Annotated in this window: 1 protein-coding gene; it reads right to left on the minus strand. The window is 38.0% G+C overall.

Features of this window, described 5'->3' with window-relative positions; genetic code table 11:
• On the minus strand, window positions 1-305 hold a 305-nt coding region (locus tag LJE12_RS19820), incomplete at both ends, for a hypothetical protein (RefSeq protein ID WP_227292432.1).

Here is a 305-nt window from a genome sequence, read left to right on the forward strand (position 1 = left end):
GGGATTAAGTCAGCTAGTTCACTTGTATGGATTACTGTTGTATCCTTATCAATGAGGATATCACCGCCTCCAACATTTTCTCCGTCTTCTGTTTCAAAACGAACCTTAACATATTTGTTTGTTACCGGTTTTCTGACTTTGATTGTAACAGAGTCATTTCCGACATAGATGTCGCCAGTTTCACAAAGTTCATAATTACCAGGAATTGGGATTAAGTCAGCTAGTTCACTTGTATGGATTACTGTTGTATCCTTATCAATGATGATATCACCGCCTCCAACATTTTCTCCGTCTTCTGTTTCAAA

Source organism: Blautia sp. DFI.6.71, from assembly GCF_020593585.1.
Lineage (GTDB): Bacteria > Bacillota > Clostridia > Lachnospirales > Lachnospiraceae > Blautia_A > Blautia_A wexlerae.